The sequence below is a fragment of the Mycolicibacterium vulneris genome (assembly GCF_002104765.1).
In the GTDB taxonomy this organism is placed as follows: domain Bacteria; phylum Actinomycetota; class Actinomycetes; order Mycobacteriales; family Mycobacteriaceae; genus Mycobacterium; species Mycobacterium vulneris.
The window spans coordinates 35,948-52,102 of the sequence record NZ_NCXM01000007.1 but is presented as its reverse complement, the minus strand read 5'-3'; the positions used below and the strand labels follow the sequence as shown (position 1 = coordinate 52,102).

12 protein-coding genes are annotated in these 16,155 nt (G+C 64.7%); 11 read left to right on the top strand and 1 reads right to left on the bottom strand.

Annotated elements, in window-relative coordinates; genetic code table 11:
- The first annotated feature begins 5 nt into the window (after positions 1-5).
- From scpA to B8W69_RS08405, 11 genes are all read left to right on the top strand, one after another.
- The gene (scpA, locus tag B8W69_RS08455; protein WP_085289389.1) at positions 6-2,279 is read left to right on the top strand and encodes a methylmalonyl-CoA mutase; all 2,274 of its coding nucleotides are present in this window, start codon (positions 6-8) and stop codon (positions 2,277-2,279) included.
- Positions 2,280-3,269 carry a methylmalonyl Co-A mutase-associated GTPase MeaB gene (gene meaB / locus B8W69_RS08450; RefSeq protein WP_085289388.1) on the top strand — a complete coding sequence of 330 codons (990 nt, stop codon included), beginning with the start codon at positions 2,280-2,282 and terminating at the stop codon, positions 3,267-3,269.
- A 63-nt stretch (positions 3,270-3,332) separates the two neighbouring features.
- Positions 3,333-4,619 carry an esterase/beta-lactamase LipL gene (lipL, locus tag B8W69_RS08445; RefSeq protein WP_085289387.1) on the top strand — a complete coding sequence of 429 codons (1,287 nt, stop codon included), beginning with the start codon at positions 3,333-3,335 and terminating at the stop codon, positions 4,617-4,619.
- 349 nt (positions 4,620-4,968) lie between these two features.
- The gene (locus B8W69_RS08440) at positions 4,969-6,006 is read left to right on the top strand and encodes an acyltransferase family protein (protein ID WP_245843173.1); all 1,038 of its coding nucleotides are present in this window, start codon (positions 4,969-4,971) and stop codon (positions 6,004-6,006) included.
- 609 nt (positions 6,007-6,615) lie between these two features.
- A complete protein-coding gene (locus B8W69_RS08435) occupies positions 6,616-7,614 on the top strand; it encodes a sulfotransferase family protein (protein ID WP_085289385.1) in 999 nt (332 codons plus the stop codon).
- Between the two features lie 180 nt (positions 7,615-7,794).
- Positions 7,795-8,904, top strand: a complete 1,110-nt coding sequence (locus B8W69_RS08430) for an NAD-dependent epimerase/dehydratase family protein (RefSeq protein WP_085289384.1) — start codon at positions 7,795-7,797, stop codon at positions 8,902-8,904.
- A gap of 236 nt (positions 8,905-9,140) precedes the next feature.
- Positions 9,141-9,944 carry a TylF/MycF/NovP-related O-methyltransferase gene (locus B8W69_RS08425; RefSeq protein ID WP_085289383.1) on the top strand — a complete coding sequence of 268 codons (804 nt, stop codon included), beginning with the start codon at positions 9,141-9,143 and terminating at the stop codon, positions 9,942-9,944.
- Positions 9,945-10,066: 122 nt separating this feature from the next.
- On the top strand, positions 10,067-11,344 hold the full coding sequence (locus B8W69_RS08420) for a glycosyltransferase (protein WP_085289382.1): 1,278 nt from the start codon (positions 10,067-10,069) through the stop codon (positions 11,342-11,344).
- 404 nt (positions 11,345-11,748) lie between these two features.
- Entirely contained in the window at positions 11,749-13,035 is a 1,287-nt protein-coding gene (locus tag B8W69_RS08415) for a glycosyltransferase (RefSeq protein ID WP_110881868.1), read from the top strand.
- Between the two features lie 92 nt (positions 13,036-13,127).
- Entirely contained in the window at positions 13,128-13,934 is an 807-nt protein-coding gene (locus tag B8W69_RS08410) for a TylF/MycF family methyltransferase (RefSeq protein WP_085289380.1), read from the top strand.
- A 109-nt stretch (positions 13,935-14,043) separates the two neighbouring features.
- Positions 14,044-14,847 carry a class I SAM-dependent methyltransferase gene (locus B8W69_RS08405; protein ID WP_439330598.1) on the top strand — a complete coding sequence of 268 codons (804 nt, stop codon included), beginning with the start codon at positions 14,044-14,046 and terminating at the stop codon, positions 14,845-14,847.
- A gap of 30 nt (positions 14,848-14,877) precedes the next feature.
- Here B8W69_RS08405 and B8W69_RS08400 read toward each other — a convergent pair whose 3' ends face one another.
- Positions 14,878-16,134 (bottom strand): glycosyltransferase, encoded by a 1,257-nt coding sequence (locus B8W69_RS08400; protein ID WP_085289378.1) that lies wholly within the window; start codon positions 16,132-16,134, stop codon positions 14,878-14,880.
- Between the last annotated feature and the right edge of the window lie 21 nt (positions 16,135-16,155).

Below are 16,155 nucleotides of genomic sequence, written 5' to 3'. Positions count from 1 at the left end.
ACACGATGACGACCACTGCACCTGCTGTCGGCAGCTTCGCCGATGTACCGCTGCACAGCGAGCGGACCGTTGCGCCGGCGACCGAAGCCGCCGTCGACGCACACGTGGCCGCGGCCGCGGCCGCACACCTGTACACACCCGACCAATTGCAATGGCAGACACCGGAAGACATCGATGTCAAACCGGTCTACATCGCCGCGGACCGCGCGGCGGTCGAAGCCGACGGGTATCCGCTGCACAGTTTCCCCGGCGAACCGCCGTTCGTGCGCGGGCCCTACCCGACGATGTATGTCAACCAGCCGTGGACCATCCGGCAGTACGCCGGCTTCTCCACCGCCGCGGAGTCCAACGCCTTCTATCGGCGCAACCTGGCCGCGGGCCAGAAGGGACTGTCGGTGGCCTTCGACCTGGCCACCCACCGCGGGTACGACTCGGATCACCCACGCGTGCAGGGTGACGTCGGAATGGCTGGTGTGGCAATCGATTCCATCCTCGACATGCGCCAGCTGTTCGACGGCATCGACCTGTCGACGGTGTCGGTGTCGATGACGATGAACGGCGCGGTGCTGCCGATCCTGGCGCTGTACGTGGTGGCCGCCGAGGAGCAGGGCGTTCCGCCGGAGAAGCTGGCCGGCACCATTCAGAACGACATCCTCAAAGAGTTCATGGTGCGCAACACCTACATCTATCCGCCCAAGCCGTCGATGCGCATCATCTCCGACATCTTCGCCTACACCAGCGCGAAGATGCCGAAGTTCAATTCCATCTCGATCTCCGGCTACCACATCCAGGAAGCCGGTGCCACAGCCGATTTGGAGCTGGCCTACACGCTGGCCGACGGGGTCGACTACATCAAGGCCGGCCTGGATGCCGAGCTGGACATCGACAAGTTCGCGCCGCGGCTGTCCTTCTTCTGGGGCATCGGGATGAACTTCTTCATGGAGGTTGCCAAGCTGCGGGCGGGCCGGCTGTTGTGGAGCGAGCTGGTCTCCCAGTTCGGCCCGAAGAACGCCAAATCGCTGTCGCTGCGCACACATTCGCAGACGTCGGGCTGGTCGCTGACCGCGCAGGACGCCTTCAACAACGTCGCGCGCACCTGCATCGAGGCGATGGCCGCAACGCAGGGGCACACGCAGTCGCTGCACACCAACGCGCTCGACGAGGCGCTGGCATTGCCCACCGACTTCTCGGCTCGCATCGCGCGCAACACCCAGCTGGTGCTGCAGCAGGAGTCGGGCACCACGCGGCCGATCGACCCATGGGCCGGCTCGTACTACGTCGAATGGCTGACCCACCAACTCGCGCAGAAGGCCCGCGCCCACATCGCCGAGGTCGCCGAGCACGGCGGCATGGCGCAGGCCATCAGCGACGGCATCCCCAAGCTGCGCATCGAGGAGGCGGCCGCGCGCACCCAGGCCCGCATCGACTCCGGGATCCAGCCGGTGATCGGCGTCAACAAGTACCAGGTCGAAGAGGACCAGGAGGTCGAGGTCCTCAAGGTCGAGAACAGTCGGGTGCGCGCCGAGCAGTTGGCCAAGCTGAAGGAGCTGCGGGAAAGCCGCGACCAGTCGGCGGTGGACGCGGCGCTGGCGGAACTGTCGCGCGCGGCGGCAGCGCATTCCGGCGGAGCCGGCAAGGGGGAACGAGACGGGCTGGGCAACAACCTGCTCGCGCTGGCCATCGACGCGGCCCGCCACAAGGCCACCGTCGGCGAGATCTCCGACGCCCTGGAGAAGGTGTATGGCCGTCACCAGGCGGAGATCCGTACTATCGCCGGGGTCTACCGCGAAGAAGCGCAAGGAGGCGGAAACATGACTTCCTTCTCCGACGCGACCGAACTGGTCGAGAAGTTCGCGGAAGCCGACGGTCGCCGCCCCAGGATTCTGGTCGCGAAGATGGGCCAGGACGGCCACGACCGCGGCCAGAAGGTGATCGCGACGGCGTTCGCCGACATCGGATTCGACGTCGACGTCGGGTCGTTGTTCTCCACGCCCGAGGAGGTGGCCCGCCAGGCCGCCGACAACGACGTGCACGTGGTCGGGGTGTCCTCGCTGGCTGCCGGCCACCTGACGCTGGTGCCCGCACTGCGCGAGGCGATGGCCGAAGTGGGGCGGCCCGACATCATGATTGTGGTCGGCGGCGTCATCCCGCCGGGCGACTTCGACGAGCTGTACGAGGCCGGGGCCGCCGCCATCTTCCCACCCGGGACGGTGATCTCCGACGCCGCAATCGGCTTGCTGCACAAGCTCGCCGACCGGCTGGGTTACACGCTCGACTAAATGGCTTCCCAACGGAACGACTCCGTCGAGGATTTGGCCGAGGCGGTCCGCAGCGGTGACCGCGCGGCGCTGCCGCGCGCCATCACGCTGATGGAGTCCACCCGCGCCGACCACCGCGAGAAGGCGCAGCGGCTGCTGCTGGAGCTGACGCCGGACTCGGGTAACGCGTTTCGGGTCGGCATCACCGGGATCCCGGGGGTGGGGAAGTCCACCAGCATCGAGGCCCTCGGCATGCATCTGATCGAGCTGGGCCATCGGGTGGCGGTGCTGGCCGTCGACCCGTCGTCGACGCGCACCGGCGGCTCGATCCTCGGCGACAAGACCCGGATGGCCCGCCTGGCAATGCATCCGGATGCCTACATTCGGCCCTCGCCCACCTCGGGCACCCTGGGCGGGGTGGCCAAGGCGACGCGCGAAACGGCGGTGCTGCTGGAGGCCGCCGGCTTCGACGTGATCCTGATCGAGACCGTCGGGGTCGGTCAGTCCGAGGTGACGGTGGCCAACATGGTCGACACCTTCGTGCTGCTCACCCTGGCCCGCGGCGGTGATCAGCTGCAGGGCATCAAAAAGGGTGTGCTGGAGCTGGCCGACATCGTCGTGGTGAACAAGGCCGACGGCGATCATCTCGCCGAGGCTCGCTCGGCCGCCCGCGAGCTGTCCGGGGCGATCCGGCTGATACATCCGCGCGAAACGCTGTGGCGGCCGCCCGTTCTCACGATGAGCGCGGCCGAGGGGACGGGCCTGAAGGAATTGTGGGACACCGTCGAACGTCATCGGCAGGTCCTCAGCGAGGCGGGGCAGTTCGAGGCGCGCCGCCGGGCCCAGCTGGTCGACTGGACCTGGCAGATGGTGCGCGACACGGTGCTGGACCGGCTGTTGACCAGCCCGGCGGTGCGCGAGATCCGCGCCGACGTGGAGCGAAAGGTCAAGGCGGGGGAGCTAACTCCCGCGCTGGCGGCCGAGCAAATATTAACGGCCGCGTCGAGCTAACGGATAGGTAAATTATTTCGATTCCGCTCCGGCGGGGTGTGTGACCCAACTAAATTCCAAAGTGTGACGGTGGATACCCGAGTCGATCGACGCGCGGTCCGTGTCCACGATGACCTTGACGCAGGTCATCGTGTGTCCGGCGCGGCGGACTCACACTTCGGTTGCGTCGTTCGTAGCTTCGCCGGCATGTTTCCGGCTCGCCGGTTCGGGGGCGGGGCGCTGGCCGTCTATGTGGACGGCCAGCCCGTCGTCGACGTCTGGACAGGTTGGGCCGACCGGGGTGGCCAGCGGCCGTGGACGGAAAACACCGCGCCCATGGTGTTTTCGGCGACCAAGGGGATGGCCGCGACTGTCATCCATCGCCTTGTTGACCGGGGGCTGATCGACTACGACGCGCCCGTCGCCGAATACTGGCCCGAATTCGCGGCCAACGGCAAGGCCGACATGACCGTGCGCCAGGTGATGCGGCACCAGGCCGGCCTGTCGGGCCTGCGCGGCGCCACCAAGGAAGAACTGCTCGATCACGTCGTGATGGAGCAGAAGCTGGCCGCGGCGGCTCCGGGACGGCTGTTGGGCAAATCGGCGTATCACGCGCTGACGTTCGGGTGGCTAATGTCGGGCCTCGGTCGGGCCGTCACCGGTAAGGGCATGGCCAGGCTGATCCGCGAGGAACTCGCCGAGCCACTGGGCACCGACGGCCTGCACCTCGGCCGGCCGCCGGCTGAGGCGCCGACGCGGGTCGCCGAGATCATCTGCCCGCAGAACCTGATCGGTAATCCGGTCCTCAGCTATGTGACCCGCAAGGTCGCCAATGAGATGTCCGGGGCGTACCGGTCGATGTATTTCAAGGGCCTGGTCGGCGCCGTCCAAGGCGACATTCCGCTGCTGGACGCGGAGATCCCGGCCGCCAACGGGGTGGCCACGGCGCGCGGCCTGGCTCGGATGTACGGCGCCATCGCCAACGGCGGCGAGGTTGACGGCTTCCGATTCCTCTCTCGCAACCTGGTCGCGGGTCTGACCGGCGAGCGCAGCCTGCGGCCGGATCGAAACCTCTACGTGCCCTTGGCTTTCCACCTGGGTTACCACAGTCTGCCGATCGGCGGCGTGATGCCCGGCTTCGGTCACGTCGGGATGGGCGGTTCGCTCGGGTGGGCCGACCCCGACTCGGGAGTGGCGTTCTCGCTGGTGCACAACCGACTGCTGACGCCCCTGGTGATGTCCGATCACGCGGCGTTCGTGGGCATTTACGCGCTGATCCGCAGGGCCGCGGAGAAGGCACGCAAACGCGGATTCCGGGCGGTCACCGAGTTCGGGGCGCCGTTCTACGAGCAGGGAGCCGTCGCCGGCTGACGCGCTCGGCAAGCAAACGAGCGGCGAGCCTGCCATTGCAAGCAGTTGGGACGGTAGGCCGACAACACGGCGGTTTTGGCTAAAAATTTACGGCTGGCTCTGGGTGTAGCCTGATCCGGATGTTCTCGGGCGTAGTCCACACTGGTGTGCATGCGGGCGCATTGCGGGCGGGCAAGGGCGGGCTGCCCGGTCTAATGTGCAGCGGGAGACTCCGATGAGTGCGGACCCCAAACTCCGTGAGGCTAGGTCCGTTGGAAACGGCCGGCCTCAGCGGCCACGCACGCAAGGGCCGACACTCGCGCAGGTATTCGACGCCCGGAACAACGCCCTGAACGTCTGGCGATTGGTGATGGCGTCCGGTGTCATCCTGGAACACTCCTGGCCACTCACCGGCCGCAAGTTGCACCCTCCGGTTGAACAGCTGCTCACGCAAGGGTGGGTCGACGGTTTTTTCGTAGTCTCGGGCTTCCTCATCACCTCGAGCTGGGTCCGCAACCCCCAACTCCGCGAGTACTTCGTCGCCCGGGTGCTGCGCATCTTTCCTGGACTATGGGTGTGCCTGGCGCTCGTGGCCTTCGTCATCGCCCCGATCGGTGTGGCGATCCAAGGGGGTTCGGCACTCAAGTTGCTGCTGTCACCCGCGCCGGTCACGTACTGGCTGAACAACGCAGTGTTGAACGTCTACCACGCCGGCATCGACGGAACGCCGAGCAATGTCCCGTTTCCGCATGTCTGGGACGGGGTCCTGTGGACCCTGATATTCGAGTTGTTCTGCTACATCGCCGTTGCCGTCGCCGGCACAGCCGGCCTACTCAATCGCCGCTGGCCCGCGCCGGTGGTGTTCGCGCTCTTCCTCGGGGCCGCGGTGCTGGTGTCCTACCCGGTCTCGGCGGTGCCGACGTTTGCCCAGATGATTACGCGTTTCGCGCTGGTGTTTGCGGCAGGCGCCGTACTGCACGAGTTTCGGGACGTGATACCCGCCCGGTGGTCCCTGGTGGCCTTGAGCGCTGTCATCGTCGTGGTGGCCGGTTTGCTAATGCCCAACTATCGGATACTCGCCGCGCTTCCGCTGGCCTACGCCGTCGTTGTTTCGGGCGCGCTGATCCACAACAGGCGCCTGCGGTTGCGTACCGACCTTTCTTATGGCGTCTACATCTACGCATGGCCGATGCAACAGCTGCTGGTCATCTGCGGGCTGGGCTTCCTGCATCCGCTGGCATTCGCGGTCGTCGCCGCCGTCGCCACGCTCCCGCTGGCAGCACTCAGCTGGTTCCTGGTGGAAAAGCGCGCGCTTTCGCTCAAATCGCGCTTCAAGCGCAGGTCCCGCGGGCTGGGCGACCCCCGCGTGGATGCACAACCGGTCGCGGACGCCGTCTCGCCCGAATAGGGCGCTGACGAGTTCCCGCATTTCACGCGCTCGGCTCCCGGGGGACGGGGTCGCACTGGTCAGCTCCGTCGTCACCACCAAAACTTGTTTCGGCGTGGTTGGCGCCCGGTGGCCGAGAATGTTGTTAGAGTAACCATGCTGCATTCGTGGAATGCGCGGCCGATCTGTCGAAGGCTGCCGCATAAGTCTGCGGATATGGCTTGCCGGGTTGCTCCTCCAATTGCGCACCGGGCATAACAACTGATGCCGTCGTGGACGATCTGCACGACCGTCGTTCAAATGTTAAGTAAGCGAAACGGATTCGTAAAAATGGTGTCCCATTCTGTTGCTCCCGGCTATAGTCCTTAGCGGGCGTAATGATCCGACGAAACGGACCCGGGGGGCGCAGTTGACGGTCGCAAGTCAGACCTGACTCCGCATGAGGAGTTCGGTAAAGAGTCTCCTTCTTTCGCCAAAGATGTTGAGAGATCTGAGGTTGTGTGCACTCGGGTTAGCTCCGGTGATTGCTGCGCGTCCGTCGAGTGGGCCTGCATCAAGTCGGAAAGGCATGAATAACAACCGAATTCCGGAAGTCGGCCAGACGTACGAGGAGTGAAAGGTTCCGATGAGATGAGATTGGCCAGGACGAACAAACCCGCCGGACACGCCGCCATTTACTTCGGCGCCCGTCCGGTTGTGTTGTTCGTGCTCGGGCCGCAACGGTCCGGAACCTCGGCGCTCACCCGGGTGCTCTCGCTGTGCGGTGGCGCGCTTCCGGCTGCGATGTTGGGCGCCGACGCGAACAATCCGCTTGGCTACTGGGAGCCGCGGGCTGCCATATCGCTCAACGAGACGATCCTGCGCCGACTCGGAACCAATTGGTATGACCCGTCATTGCGGTTTCTGGACGACGGCGCGGTCGATCCCGGCGAGAGCAAAGCCTGCGTCGCGAAGATCGCTGCGTATATGTCCACCCTGCCCGCGGCGCCGCTGGTGGTGATCAAGGAGCCCAGGATCACGACTCTGTCCGACCTGTGGTTCGAGGCGGCGCGTCAGGCGGGTTTCGACATCGCGTCGGTCATCGCCGTACGGCATCCGCAAGAGGTCATTTCGTCGATTGTGAAGTCCTGGCACGTCTCTCCTGCGCTCGCGAGCGCCTTGTGGCTGAAATGCAACATCCTCGCCGAGCGAAACACTCGCGGCGTGCCCCGCGTATTCGTCGACTACGCGAACCTTCTCGATGACTGGCGCCGGGAAATGAAGCGAATCTCCACCGAGTTGCCGGTCGAGCTGCACACCCAGAACGATGGCGCTGTCGAGGAGTTCCTCAATCCCGGTCTCCATCGCCAACGGCACCGCGGGCCGGTAACGGACCTCTTCGGCACGGATTGGATTTCCGTGGTCCACGAAGCGTTCCGTGAGGCCGCGCAGGACGATCCTCTCGACATGTCAACGTTGGACCGCGTTTTCGCGTCTTACCGGGAAAGTGAGCGGGATTTCCGTAAGGCGTTCGAGGACTTTGACGGTCTGTCGAACAGTGTGCTCTTTCGTATCCTCCGCCCCGCCGTCGCGCGGCCGGTGATGGAGGCCTTTGCCATGGCACATCGACACCGGGGGACTTGGGCCTAGAGCCATTCGCGGGCCTTTCGCGCGTTTCGGGCCATTTTCGCCGTGCCTCGTTCCGCTTCACACAATCCTCTGATGCCGCGCAGAGTGCCCGTTATGATCGACCGGACCGCGCGGCGACGCGTGCCGGTTGTCTGAGTTCCTCGGCATACGAAAGAAAGGCGTCGATTCTTGTCAGCGTCCGTGCTCATCAGTGGTGGGGCAGGATTCATCGGGTCGGCGCTCTCACACCGCCTCGTCGAGGCCGGATACGACGTCGCGGTGATGGACGTCTTGCACCCGCAGGTGCACGGCGGTGGCCGGCCGATCGAGCTGCCGCCAACCGTGCGGCTGTTCACCGGCGACGTCACCCATGCGCCCGATTGGGACGCCGTGTTGCGGTTGTTCCGCCCGTCGCAAATCATCCATCTGGCGGCCGAGACCGGAACCGCGCAGTCGCTCTCCGAGGCGACGCGCCACGGCTCGGTGAACGTCGTGGGAACCACTCAACTTCTCGACGCCCTGAGCCGTTCGGGGATCGTGCCCGAGCAACTGGTCCTGGCGTCGTCCAGGGCGGTCTATGGCGAGGGCGCGTGGCAGTCCGGCGCGCACATCTTTTATCCGAAACCCCGCAGCCACGCGCAGTTGGTGGCGGGTATCTGGGATCCGCAGGGACCGGCGGGCGAACAGGCGGTGCCGTTGCCCAGCCGCGCGGACCGGACGGAGCCCCGGCCCACCAACGTGTACGCCGCGACCAAACTGGCCCAGGAGCACCTGTTGGCCGCCTGGACGGCCGCGCACGACACCAACCTCAGCGTGCTGCGCCTGCAGAATGTCTATGGCCCCGGCCAGTCATTGACCAATTCGTACACCGGGATCGTCGCGTTGTTCGCGCGGCTGGCGCGGCAGGGGCTGGCGCTCGAGGTCTACGAGGACGGCCGGATCGTGCGCGACTTCGTCTACATCGACGCCGTCGTCGACGCGCTGTTCGCGGCCGTGCAGCGGCCGGCAACCCGGCCGCGCTGCCTGGACATCGGCTCCGGCGAGGCGACAACCATTCATGAGCTGGCCAACAAGGTCGCCGCCATGTGTGGCGCGCCCGAACCGGTCGTCGTCGCGAAGTTCCGCGACGGCGATGTGCGCGCGGCGAGTTGCGACATCGAGCCGGCGCAGACCGAGCTCGGCTGGCAGCCCAAGTCCACGCTCGACGAGGGCCTGGGCGCCCTGCTCGAGTGGATCGGCCGGCAACCCGACGCCACGGGCATATCGAACGAATCGGGCCGTCCCGTCGTTGAAAATGTCGGGCGCCGCTGAGGGCGGTCGCCCCCCGGAGTCCGGTGCCGAGGCCGCCGCAAATTTACGCTTATGATGGTTGCTGCTATTCGGTAGGGCAGGGATGGTCAGCCGGTAGACGGGGGTAGGTCAAGGAGGCCGGTCGGGCATGCTCGTTGGAAATGCGATGCGCCCTGACCGTCTCGGCGTTGTCGCGGCCCCACCGCCAGTACTTCATTTGAACTAAGGGGCCAGCTTTGACCGTTGCCGATCGTGACATGCGATCTCCTTTCCTCGACACCCGATCCGCATATCTTGACCTGCTGCGACGTAACCTCACCCGGTACGGCAGCGACGAGTTGGTGCCGGTGGGCTGGAATTACTTCGGGCGGCCCCTTTTCAGCACCCGCAACCTGATGCTGGTGCGCAAGCGTCCGTTCAACAAGCAGGCGCGTGATCTCGGTCTGGACTGGCCGGCCGATGCCTTGACGATGATCGGCATGCAGCGGCTGACCAGTTTGCAGAACTGCGTGGAGGCGATTCTGAAAGAAGACGTTCCCGGCGATCTGGTCGAGTGCGGCGTGTGGCGCGGTGGTGCGTCGATCTTGATGCGCGCGGTGCTGTCGGCTTACGGAGACGAGAAGCGATCGGTGTGGCTGTGCGATTCGTTCGAAGGGGTGCCACCGCCGGACACCGCAAACTACGGGGCGGACAAAGGCATCAGATTGCATACGGCTGCCGTCTTGGCGGTGCCCCAGGAGCAGGTCAGGGCGAACTTCGAGGGCTACGGACTGCTCGATGACCGGGTTCGATTTGTGCCAGGTTGGTTCAAGGACACACTGCAGGATGCCCCGATTGATCGCATTGCCGTGTTGCGGCTGGACGGCGATCTCTATGAGTCGACGATTCAGGCGCTCGATGCCCTCTACCCGCGGCTGTCGTCCGGGGGCTACTGCATCATCGACGACTACCACGCCATCGATGCCTGTCGCCAGGCGGTGACGGACTACCGTACGCAGCATGGCGTGACCGCAGAGATCGAGGAGATCGACGGCACCGGCGTGCTGTGGCGCAAGCCATGAGGCTCACCTGCGCTTAGTTCGTCCTAGGCGCAGTCGCGCAAACCGGTGCTGTGGAGTTTCGTCGATATTTACAGTGATGTCGGTGCTTCAGTGATAGCGCAACCGAAGGGCGTGGATACGCGATGAAATGTGTGCTGGCCAGTTATGGAACGCGCGGTGATATCGAGCCTTCCTTGGTTGTGGCGCGCGAACTGCAACGCCGGGGCCATGACATGGTCATGGCCGTCCCGCCCGACTCCGTTGGCTTCACCGAGGCCGCGGGACTGACCGCCGTCCCGTACGGGCTGGAATCGCAGGCCTGGCTCGACGTGTACCGCGACTTCTGGACATCGTTCTTCCGCGGCTTCTGGAAGATCCAGGAAATGCGCGGCATGTGGCGCGAGATGTGGGATCTCAGCGACCAGTGTTGGGCGCAGATGAACACCACGCTGATGTCGCTGGCGGCCGGAGCCGACCTGGTGTTCGCGGGGCAGAGTTACCAGGAGCCGGCCGCCAATGTCGCGGAGTACTACGACCTTCCGTTGGCCACGCTGCATCACGTCCCCATGCGGCCCAACGGCCAGGTTGTCTCGATGCTGCCGTCGCCGCTGGCCCGCTCGGCGATGACGACGTTCGACTGGTTCTGTTGGCGCCTGAACAAGAAGGTCGAGGACACCCAGCGTCGAGAACTGGGGCTGCCGAAGGCGAAAGGACCATCACCGCGACGCATCGCCGACCGTGAATCGCTGGAAATCCAGGCTTACGACGAGGTTTGCTTTCCCGGCCTGGCCGACGAGTGGGAAAAATGGGATGGCCTGCGGCCCTTCGTCGGCCCGCTGACGATGGAGTTGACCACCGAAGCCGACGACGAGGTGATGTCCTGGATTCGGAAGGGAACCCCGCCGATCTTTTTCGGCTTCGGCAGCATGCCGGTCGAATCCCCGGCCGACACCGTCGAAATGATCAGCTCGGCGTCCGCGCAGCTGGGGCAGCGGGCGTTGATCGCCGCCGGCCGTAGCGACTTCAGCGGCGTCGCCCTTGCCGATCACGTCAAGGTGGTGGGCCCGGTGAACTACGCGACGATATTTCCCGTCTGCCGCGCGGTGGTTCACCACGGCGGTTCGGGCACCACCGCCGCGAGCCTACGTGCCGGAGTTCCCACGCTGATTCTGTCGATGGACGCCAATCAGACGATCTGGGGAGCTCAGCTCAAACGTCTGAAAGTTGGTACCACACGCCGGTTTTCGGCAACCGACCGGGAATCGTTGGTGGGAGACCTGCGCCGGATCCTGGCCCCGGACTACGCTGCGCGCGCCCGCGAGATCGCTGCCCGGATGACCAAGCCGGCCGACAGCGTGGTCAAGGCCGCCGACGTTGTGGAAACTTTCGTCAGCTCGCGGAGTCGCACCCGCTCCAGCTAGCCCCCGTCACAGCGATTGTGCAGGGCGAATGGCTGATTCAGCTATTGAATTGGGGCATGCGGAGCTATCCGGACCGAGTTCTCATTTTCCTGAGACACGATGTAGATCGTCTGGCAGACTTACGTACGATCAGGCGACACCTGGGGTTCAGCCAAACCACCCGGGGTTGTCATACTTCTACGGTCGGGGGGAAAGGCCGATGGGGTTGGGTTTTTCGCACTCGACTGCACCGGTGCGCTCTCGCGATCGTTTCTGGCCTCGGGCTGCCAAATCCGTTGCGAAACAACTACATCCAATGTCTCAGACCACATCGCAGGGCCACTGGCGGGCCGCAGGTTACCGAGCGAAAACGCCGCAGTCAATGTTGCCCCTGCCGTCGGAGATTGATTAAGGTATTAGTCGCGATGAAATTTGCTGTGGCAAGCTATGGAACGCGTGGGGATATAGAACCTTGCCTCACCATCGGCCGTGAGCTGATGCGACGGGGACATTCGGTTCGGATGGCCGTCCCGCCCAATCTTGTCGCCCTGGCCGAAGCTGCCGGACTCCCGGCCATCGGTTATGGCCCCGATATGCATGACTTTTGGAGCGACGAGTTCATTCGGGACTTCTGGAAGAGTTTCGTCAAGGGACCGATCAGCCTGATGCGCGAAGCCTGGGAACCGGTTCTGCGGAACTGGCAGGAAATGAGCTCGGCGCTGATGTCGGTGGGCGCCGGTGCCGATTTGCTCTTCACCGGCCAGCTCTACCAGGACCTGGCCATCAACGTCGCCGACTACTACGGCATTCCGATGGCCACGCTGCATTACATCCCGATGCGTCCCAATGGTGAGCTCCTTCCGGGGGTGCCCAGGCCTCTGGTTCGCACCGGCATGTCGATCTACGACTGGATGTGTTGGCGGATGAACAAGAAGGCCGAGGATCGGCAGCGCCGTGAACTCGGCCTGCCGACCGCCACGGTTGCCTCACCGCGACGCATCGCCGAACGCGGATCGCTGGAAATCCAGGCCTACGACGACGTCTGCTTCCCCGGACTGGCCGAAGAATGGGCGAAGTGGGGCGCGCAGCGGCCATTCGTGGGTTCGCTGACTATGGAACTGACGACGGACTCCGACGACGAGACCTTGTCGTGGATTGCCCAGGGAACGCCGCCGATTTGTTTCGGTTTCGGCAGCATGCCGGTCGCCGAGACACCCGCCGATACGGTCCGAATGATTGGCGCCGCCTGCGCGGAGCTGGGGGAGCGGGCGTTGATCTGTTCCGGTTGGAGCGACTTCAGCGACGTCCCCCAGTTGGATCACGTCAAGGTTGTCGGCGTGGTCAACTACACGAAGATCTTCCCCGCCTGCCGCGCCGTCGTGCACCACGGCGGATCGGGCACCACGGCGGCGGGCATGCGTGCCGGCATTCCCACGCTGATCCTCTGGACGGCGGGCGACCAGCCTATGTGGGGGTCTCGCGTCAAGCGGTTGAAGGTCGGCACGTCTCGGCGGTTCTCGGCCACTACGCCCGAGTCGCTGGTCGCGGACCTGCGAAAGATCCTCGCCCCGGACTACCTCACCCGTGCGCGTGAGCTCTCCACCCGGATGAGTAAACCGGCCGAGAGCGCAGGCCATGCCGTTGACCTGCTGGAAGAGTTCGCGCGCTCGGGGCGTTGCGTCCCCGGCGTTCCGGCAGAGGGAAGTCGCTGAGCGGGTGACGGATACACTGCTAAACGCTTTAACGGCGTCCACGGGCGTCTAGGCTCTACCGGTACTAATGGCTTGCGGAGTAAGGGGCAGCTTTGTCTGTGACCGATCACGACACGCGGATTGCATACCTCGATCTGCTTCGGCGTGACCTCACCAGGTATGGCAGCGACGAGCTGGTGCCGGTCGGGTTGTACCGGCTGGGCCGTCCCCTTTTCAGTACCCGCAATTTGTTGCTGGTACGGAAACGTCCATTCAACAAACAGGCGCGTGATCTCGGTCTGGACTGGCCGGCCGATGCCTTGACGATGATCGGCATGAAGCGGCTGACCAGTTTGCAGCATTGCGTCGAGACGGTGCTGGAAGAGGACGTGCCCGGCGACCTCGTCGAGTGTGGTGTGTGGCGCGGTGGCGCCTCTATCCTGATGCGCGCCGTTCTGGCGGCCCACGGGGACGAGAAGCGAACGGTGTGGCTATGCGACTCGTTTGCCGGAGTGCCGCCGCCGGACACCGTCAATTACAAAGCGGATAAAGGGATTAGGCTGCACCGCCACGCACGGATCCTGGGCGTGCCGCAGGAGCACGTTGAAGCGAATTTCGAGCGCTACGGGTTGCTCGATGACCAGGTTCGTTTCGTGCCGGGTTGGTTCAAGGACACCTTGCAGGACGCCCCGATTGAGCGCATTTCGGTGTTGCGGCTGGACGGCGATCTTTACGAGTCGACGATTCAGGCGCTCGATGCGCTCTACCCGCGGCTGTCGCCCGGGGGCTTCTGCATCGTCGACGACTACCACGCGATCGAGGCGTGCGCGCAAGCAGTGACGGACTACCGTGCCCAACACGGCGTGACCTCGGAGATCGTGGAGATCGACGGTACGGGCGTGCTGTGGCGCAAGTCGTGAGATAGCTGAAACTCTAGGTGTACGAAACGGTTTGCCCTCGCACAAGGGATGGTAAAAGCACGACCATGGCGCACCCGTCGCGTTTCGTCGGGGCGCCGTGCGCGATGTTATGGTTGCCGCCGTGGCAACAGGGCTGACAGCTGGCACTCGCCTCAGGATGTGGTGGGTGCGCACCGAATACTGGCTCGCGCGTACGTTACTGCCCGATGTGTATGCCAACGACGCGTTGATCACCTTCAACAATTTTCACGGGTTCCTCGACGATCCCGACTTCCAGCGTGCCTACCAGCGGGGTGCCAAATCTCTCGGCAACGAGGACTGGTACCAGTGGCAGTGGCGCGTGCACGTGGGTCTGTGGGCGGCGGCGAGCGCCAGCCAGCTCGAGGGCGATTTCGTCGAGTGTGGCGTCAGCTACGGCTTTTTGAGCAGCGCCATCATGGAATACCTCGACTGGGATCGGCTGGGCAAGACGTTTTACCTGCTCGACACCTTCGCAGGACTAGACCCGCGGTTCGTCAGCGCCAACGAACGCAAGGCCGGGGCGCTGCAAACGAGCGAAGATCACCTGCGCAACGGGATGTACGCCAACGGGGTTGACAGCGTCCGCGCGAATTTCGCGCAGTGGAAGAACCAGCGCATTATCGTCGGCGCCGTCCCGGAGACACTCGAGCAGGTGGATGCGCCGACGGTCGCCTACCTGCACATCGACATGAACTGTGCGCCCCCCGAAGTCGCTGCGCTGCGGTTCTTTTGGCCACGCCTCACGCCCGGTGCCTTTGTGCTGCTGGACGACTACGCAAATCGTGGGCGCGACGAGCAGCGCATCGCCATGGATGAGGTTGCCGGCGAGCTTGGTGTGAAGATCTGCTCATTGCCCACTGGCCAGGGTCTGCTCATCAAACCGGCGCGCTGAGGCGTCGGTGGTGGAAGCCTAACCCCCGTCTCATCCGAGCGCCTTTCGGCGAGCGGCGTCTTCCAGCAGGTCGGCGGTGCGCTCGATGCTGGCGGCGGGTTTGGTCGTCCGAGCGGCGAACTCCCGGGTCCGGGTGGCGTAGTCAGGGGCGAGAATTTGGCGCAGGTCCGCGACCAGTGTTTCTCGTGACGTGGCCGAAAAGCGCCGGGACGTGCCCAACTTCAGGCGTTTGATCGAAGCGGCCCAATACGGTTGATCGGCCGAACTCCACAGGGCCAGGGTAGGGATGCCCGCACGCAGACTTGCGGCCGTGGTGCCCGAACCGCCGTGATGAACGATGGCACGGCAAAGGGGAAAGGTCGTCGCGTAATTCACCGGACCCACCACTTTGATGTGGTCGAAGTGCGGCACGTCGCTGAACTCGGTGCCGCCGAAGCAAATCAGAGCCCGCTCACCCAAGCGCGCACACGCCGCGGCAATCATGTTGACTGTGTCGGAGGCGGATTCGAGCGCGATGCTGCCGGACCCGAAGCAGATCGGCGGTGTCCCCGAGGCAATCCATGATGCGACGTCGTCGTCGGCGTCCGTCGGCAGCTGCATTGTCAGTGCACCGACAAAGGGGCGACGGTCGCCCCATCGCGCCCATTCGGCTGCCAGTCCGGGAAAGAAGATCTGGTCGTAAGCCTGGATCTCCAGCGACCGTCGGTCGGCGATTCGCCGCTGCGACCGATGCGTTGCCTTCGGCAGGCCGAGTGCACCGCGCTGCGCATTGTCGGCTTCCTTCGTCGACTGCCAAAACAGCCATTCGATCACCGTCATCGTCGAGCGCATCAGCGGCGCCGGCACGCTCGGCACGAGCCGGCCATTGGCCCGCATGGGAAAGTGATGCAGCGAGGCCAGCGGGATGTCGTAATACTCGGCGACGTTGGCCGCGGCCTGCTCGAAATTCAGGCCCGTGGAAAGCAGGTCGGCGCCGTCCGCCAGCGACTTCAACGTCGTGCTGACGTCGCCCCAGTACTTGATCAGCGGATCCCAGACTTTGGGAATCTGCCGGATCGGGTTGCGGAAGAAGTCCGTCCACATGTTGCGAAGGAATTCCTCGTCCAAGAATTCCTGTACTTTCGGCCCGTACGGAACCGCAGCGAGACCGGCAGACTCGACGAAACCGACCAGCTCGGGCGGGACGGCCAAGCGAACGTCATGCCCTCGGCGCAGCAGTTCCAGCCCAACGGCAGCGGACGGTTCGATGTCGCCGCGAGTCCCGTAACTCGCCAGGGCAAACTTCACGGGGCCATTATTGCCGGTTGT

Bases quoted from the DNA above. Each gene is read 5' to 3' on its own strand.
- scpA (WP_085289389.1), top strand. From the start codon at position 6: ATGACGACCACTGCACCTGCTGTCGGCAGCTTCGCCGATGTACCGCTG.
- meaB (WP_085289388.1), top strand. From the start codon at position 2,280: ATGGCTTCCCAACGGAACGACTCCGTCGAGGATTTGGCCGAGGCGGTC.
- B8W69_RS08440 (WP_245843173.1), top strand. From the start codon at position 4,969: ATGGCGTCCGGTGTCATCCTGGAACACTCCTGGCCACTCACCGGCCGC.
- B8W69_RS08435 (WP_085289385.1), top strand. From the start codon at position 6,616: ATGAGATTGGCCAGGACGAACAAACCCGCCGGACACGCCGCCATTTAC.
- B8W69_RS08425 (WP_085289383.1), top strand. From the start codon at position 9,141: ATGCGATCTCCTTTCCTCGACACCCGATCCGCATATCTTGACCTGCTG.
- B8W69_RS08420 (WP_085289382.1), top strand. From the start codon at position 10,067: ATGAAATGTGTGCTGGCCAGTTATGGAACGCGCGGTGATATCGAGCCT.
- B8W69_RS08415 (WP_110881868.1), top strand. From the start codon at position 11,749: ATGAAATTTGCTGTGGCAAGCTATGGAACGCGTGGGGATATAGAACCT.
- B8W69_RS08405 (WP_439330598.1), top strand. From the start codon at position 14,044: ATGGTTGCCGCCGTGGCAACAGGGCTGACAGCTGGCACTCGCCTCAGG.